Below are 5,226 nucleotides of genomic sequence, written 5' to 3'. Positions count from 1 at the left end.
CCTACTAATCCTAAAATTGAAAAATATAAAATAAATGGCCTTCTATATTTATAAGGAATAAGATTGATCAACTGATATCTCATTCCTTTTAAGATGTATTTTATTCGTCCCATGTTGTTTCTTCTCCTTTAATTTCTATTTTTGTTTTTTCTCCATCCTGAACACTTAAAAGAGCATCACCCTCTGTTAAAAGTTCGTTCTCGATTTCTTCAATATGTTTTTTTCTGCCATGTCCTTTAAATACAATTTTTTCTGCTTCAGCTTTTGACATAAAATCTCTAGCCATTAATTCTTTTGCAAACTTTCTATTTTTATCTAAGTTCTTTTGGACTTCAGATGGATTAGTATAATCCACCAATTTTCCATTAGTATAGCGATATGGTGGTTTAGCCTTAATAAGAATACTTCTCTCTTTTCCATGTTCTTCCATTGATAAATACCCTACCATTGATGGCAATTGCATAAGATCATTTTTACTGACATCCTGAGACGGTATTCTTCTTTGCAATTCCATTGCAGCTCTTGCTTTCTGTTTAAATGATAAGATTGTATTTATATTACCAATTAGCTGTTCTGAATAGTCAGGAGAGAATTGTTCAAGCAATTGTGTAATAAGAGTTAATGATAAACCTGACTTTCTTAATTCTGCTACTACTTTTGGAAAAATAGGCATCTGTATCTTATGACTTTCATCAACAAGCAATAGATGCAACTTTGAAAAGTCAGGTCTTTTCTTAGCTTCTAAATAATATTGTGTGGTTAAATATCCACAGATAACCTTAATATCAAAATCACTCATAGACTTTAAGTTGAGTAATATGATATATCCCTCATCCATCCATTTTCTAATATCTTTTAATGAATCATACTGACTTGTCAAAGAAAACATCAATTTCTTTTTCTCTGAATTCTTAAATGATGCTAAACGATTTAATATCGGATCAGCAATTGACTGATTAAATTTAGTGTTCTTTAAAAAGTTGATTTCATCTTCAGCATAGATATTTCTAGAAATCTTATTTAGCAGACGATCTCTAAAAGTTGAATCTCCTGAATTAAAGATCTTTTCAATATCAAAAACAGAATGCTCTTCATCGTCAAGCAATAATGACTTGATCGCTGAGGTAAGCATTCTGTCTACCTGGATAGTATTCAGATCTCCATATAATGATTTAAAGAAGTCTAGAGTTTCTGTAGAATCAGTTGATGGATTTAATAATGCCATTGGAAAAATATAATCATCAATTGAAAGATCTACATATCTAACCTTTTTTAATAGTTCGTCAACATCATATCCATCATCTTTTAATTTTAAAATTTTATCAATAACACCTAAAGCTGATGTTTCAAGAGGATCTATAAATGTAAACCCTATATTATCCTTTCCAGTTACCTGATCATAAAGTATCTGATCTATCCACTCTTCTATTTCAGCAGATTTTCCTGATCCAGTTGTTCCAGTAACTAAAGCATGTTTACGAATATGATCAATATGAATGTATGTTTTTCTATCAGACTGAATAGGGTGATACAATGTTCCAGTATAGATACCAGTTGCAAATTCATTATCTTTAAGTGTAACTTGCCCTGGGAGCAAATGATGAATCCTATTTAATGTAAGATCATCTTTTTTATTTAAAGTTGGTATCTGTATAAAGTTCATTGCCTCACTGCCAGTAAGTTTAATTGGTCTTATGTCATATTTATATTTTGTCCATAACTGTTCTGATGAAGCAGTGAGTGATGATAAGCTATCTGAAATATTTTTAACTTTTGTTCTGGAGTATTTTGTATGTCCTGATACATGGATCATAAGTTCAATTAAAACATCTGTAGCCATTCTACTCATAAAAACATTGTTTTTATTGCTCATGGATGCTTTAACGACTTTAAAACTAATATCTATTCGTGTTCTTGGTTGCATCATTCCTAAAATGTTCATAAAAATAGAATCATTACAATATGTTGCTAGTCTGGGCTTATCTCCAATTTTATGATCATCATTTAAATAAAGAGTATTAACAGTATCATGTGATTGCAGCTTCTCTTTAGCAACAAAAATATCAGCTTGCTCTCCCAATAAAACATGTAAAGCATTTATAATGACTTCCTGATTCAGGTTATCTTCTATATCTATATAAAAATTAAGTTTATCATCTTCAGTACAATCAATTATATAATGCATTTGAAAATTTTGTATTATACTTTTCCAAGAAAATTTATTCTTAACAGATGCAATTGTCTTAAAGAACATATTCATTTTCTCCTGATTAAATTGATATGACTTTCTTGGTAATATCTGATATAACATTCCTTCTACCTCCTATATTTCTTAATCATAATAGATTTTATCTTTTTCATCTAAACTGCATAGTAATTCTTTTGATAGTTCAGTTTTGTTAGAATTTTTTAAATCTGTTATAGTTTTACAGAAACTTTCTAATGATTCAATATCATTACGAACAACTGTAAAGCATTCTCCATTAGATAATGTAAACTGCCACGTTTTATCATAGAAATATCTTTGTTCAATAAGTTTCATTTCTTTTATTTCAGGATGTGTTAAATAAAACTCATCTATGATTAATTGTTCCTTTTCATTACAAGTATCTTTTTTCTTCTTTCTTTTTCTAAATATGTTATACATAATTATCTCCTTTTATTTTTACTTTTGATATAATAAAAGACTACAAAAAGTAGCCTACAATATTTAAATATGATATAATTATTATCGAAGATAGTGATCTGTTGATTATGCGTTCACCGATTCCTCCCTGACTTGACAGTTAGGAGGTGATACTTTTGACTGAATACATTTTGATATTACTTATTCTCAAAGAGATAAAGGAAATCATAATTCAAATAAAAAAGTAGTCATCCTTCCGATAACTGACAATTAGCGAAGGATGACTCAACGTAATCAATAGCATTGCTATCTTCACCTTTTATTATACCGTTTTTTATGCATTTTGCAAGAAGAATATATCTATAATAAAATGTACCAGTCACTGGTACATTTTATTGTCCTCTTACTTTCATAATCAAATGCATAGTGGCTATCTGATCTTTTGAGTTATATGAAAAACCACCCATTTTTCCATTAAGTTGCACTGATAAGGAACCATTAGGAGATATTGATAACCCTCTATTATAATTATTCATAAGATTATAGTTATTGAAGGCAAGATATATCTTTTTTGTATTAAATGGCATTCTCTTAAAATCACTGTTCACTTCAGCAAACTGATATCCATTAAATAAATCGATTTTTAACTTACTTATATCTATTGTTCCTATACAGTTATTTTGAAGAGATAATACATTGATCTTTAAATCTACTTTTCCTGGAATTTGATAAATATCTAAAGATTCTGGAACCGTAACATCCAATATGATAGGAACCCATTGTGCATATAAAGTTATATTTTCAGTTCCCATAATTGATGAGCTATTGACCAAAACACCTCCATTTATCGCAGTGAACCACCCATTGAATATATATCCTTCTTTTGTAGGGACTGGTAGGTCTCCATAATTTTGACCATATTTAACTGTTTTATCTGAAGATGATAACGATCCACCATTTGGATTAAAGTGTATTGTATAGGTATTTACTAACCAATTTGCAATATAGTTCTTATTACCTATGCTACCATTTGAAATAGTAACATTTGTTTGAGCAGTGTTGCTATTACTTCCAGTCCATCCTAAAAATGTATGTCCTACTTTTGTAGGATTTTTTAATGTAAATGTAGGACTTGTAATATTATAACTAGATGGATTATTGCTAACTGTTCCACCATCAAGCTCATAAGATATGCTATATGTTGTAGGAGTCCAAGTAGCAATTATTGTCTTGTTTGATGTTATATTAGTATATGACCCATTCCATCCTGAAAATGTATATCCTGCCCGAGTTGGTGGTGTGGGTGGAGTCGCACTACTACTATAAGAAACATTTTGTGTTTTTAATATATTGCCCATCCCATCATCAAACTTGACAGTATAGTTATTAATTTTAAATGTAGGCTTAACTGTTAAAGCATTACTGGTCATTCCTACCTCGATTTGATACCAACCATCCTTTGATGATATCGATGATGACCCAACTGTACTTCTTAATGCACCATTAAAATAATAATATGCTCGTTGTGTTTCTGAAATTGTCCATCCAGTAAAAGTATATCCAGTTTTTGACACCTTTGGAAGTCGAACATATGGTGTAGTTGCAGTAACATCAACTGAATTAAATGTAAGAGATGATTTCGTATTACTGCTCCAATTTCCACCAACGCTTCCACCCAAACTATACCAATTTTTATTAACTTTTTTATCTGCATCATACCATATTAACTGTGTTCCAGTTACTGGAGCAATAGAATTATATACTGTTCCTCTTACATCCTCCTCACAATAATAGCGAACGCTTGGATTTTCAGTTATATTAACACCACTAAGATCTATGTTTAATGATTTTGTTAATGATCCTGATGAATTTGCAAGTATAACTTTAAATCGTTCTTCTAATGTCACTAATGCATACGAGCTTTTAAATGAATGACAAAAAATAAGAACTAAGACAATTGTCACAATACTTATTTTTTTAGATTTCATTATTTAAAACCTACAGTCATTATAATTTCAAACGGTTGATCAGCAACGATTTCAGTGGTAGCATTTGAATGTCCAGTAAAAGAAAGAGTCTCATCACATTCTGGATCTACTTCTATAACTTCTTTATAATCTGTCATCATATCATGATTTCTAAAGACAAGTGAGACTTTCTTTGAGTTCATAGGTAACTTTGAGAAGTCTGATATATCTTCAACTTTCGTATAATCATTGATCGCTAAAGCTGAAATGTTTTTAATTTGGATAACTCCAACTTTAGAATTATTTGTGATTTTCATATCATCAATATCAGCTTCATTAGAATTTGCTTTTACATACATGGAAATACTTTCAGGAACAGTATAATCTAATACCGTTGCTTCAACATATAAATTAACTGGAACACTTTTATCTTGTTCATTTGCGTGTACTGATACTCCTGACAGCATCAATACAGATGTTAATAAAATAATATTTTTATTCATTTTTTTATTCCACAATCAATTTTATCTCAGCATAATGATATCCCATTAACTTTTGATCTAAATCATAGGACTCAATTTTTACTTTAATAAAATAATTTCCTTTCTCTAAATTTTTATTTAATTGATCTGT

4 protein-coding genes are annotated in these 5,226 nt (G+C 29.7%); all 4 read right to left on the bottom strand.

Going from position 1 to position 5,226, the window contains the following annotated elements:
* Positions 1–100 precede the first annotated feature (100 nt).
* Complete coding sequence (locus AC5M21_RS15745) at positions 101–2,311, bottom strand: TraM recognition domain-containing protein (RefSeq protein ID WP_302280893.1); 2,211 nt, start codon at positions 2,309–2,311, stop codon at positions 101–103.
* Positions 2,312–2,332: 21 nt separating this feature from the next.
* Positions 2,333–2,647 (bottom strand): hypothetical protein, encoded by a 315-nt coding sequence (locus AC5M21_RS15740; protein ID WP_054688344.1) that lies wholly within the window; start codon positions 2,645–2,647, stop codon positions 2,333–2,335.
* A gap of 371 nt (positions 2,648–3,018) precedes the next feature.
* Positions 3,019–4,614 (bottom strand): InlB B-repeat-containing protein, encoded by a 1,596-nt coding sequence (locus AC5M21_RS15735; protein WP_302280894.1) that lies wholly within the window; start codon positions 4,612–4,614, stop codon positions 3,019–3,021.
* Positions 4,614–5,096 (bottom strand): hypothetical protein, encoded by a 483-nt coding sequence (locus tag AC5M21_RS15730; protein ID WP_302280895.1) that lies wholly within the window; start codon positions 5,094–5,096, stop codon positions 4,614–4,616. The genes AC5M21_RS15735 and AC5M21_RS15730 overlap by 1 nt, the downstream gene beginning before the upstream one ends.
* Between the last annotated feature and the right edge of the window lie 130 nt (positions 5,097–5,226).

The sequence above is a fragment of the Coprobacillus sp. genome (genome assembly GCF_984815275.1).
Note: the sequence above shows the minus strand (reverse complement) of the source record. Positions and strands in the feature narration are given on the sequence as shown.

Bases quoted from the DNA above. Each gene is read 5' to 3' on its own strand.
- AC5M21_RS15745 (WP_302280893.1), bottom strand. From the start codon at position 2,311: ATGTTATATCAGATATTACCAAGAAAGTCATATCAATTTAATCAGGAG.
- AC5M21_RS15740 (WP_054688344.1), bottom strand. From the start codon at position 2,647: ATGTATAACATATTTAGAAAAAGAAAGAAGAAAAAAGATACTTGTAAT.
- AC5M21_RS15735 (WP_302280894.1), bottom strand. From the start codon at position 4,614: ATGAAATCTAAAAAAATAAGTATTGTGACAATTGTCTTAGTTCTTATT.
- AC5M21_RS15730 (WP_302280895.1), bottom strand. From the start codon at position 5,096: ATGAATAAAAATATTATTTTATTAACATCTGTATTGATGCTGTCAGGA.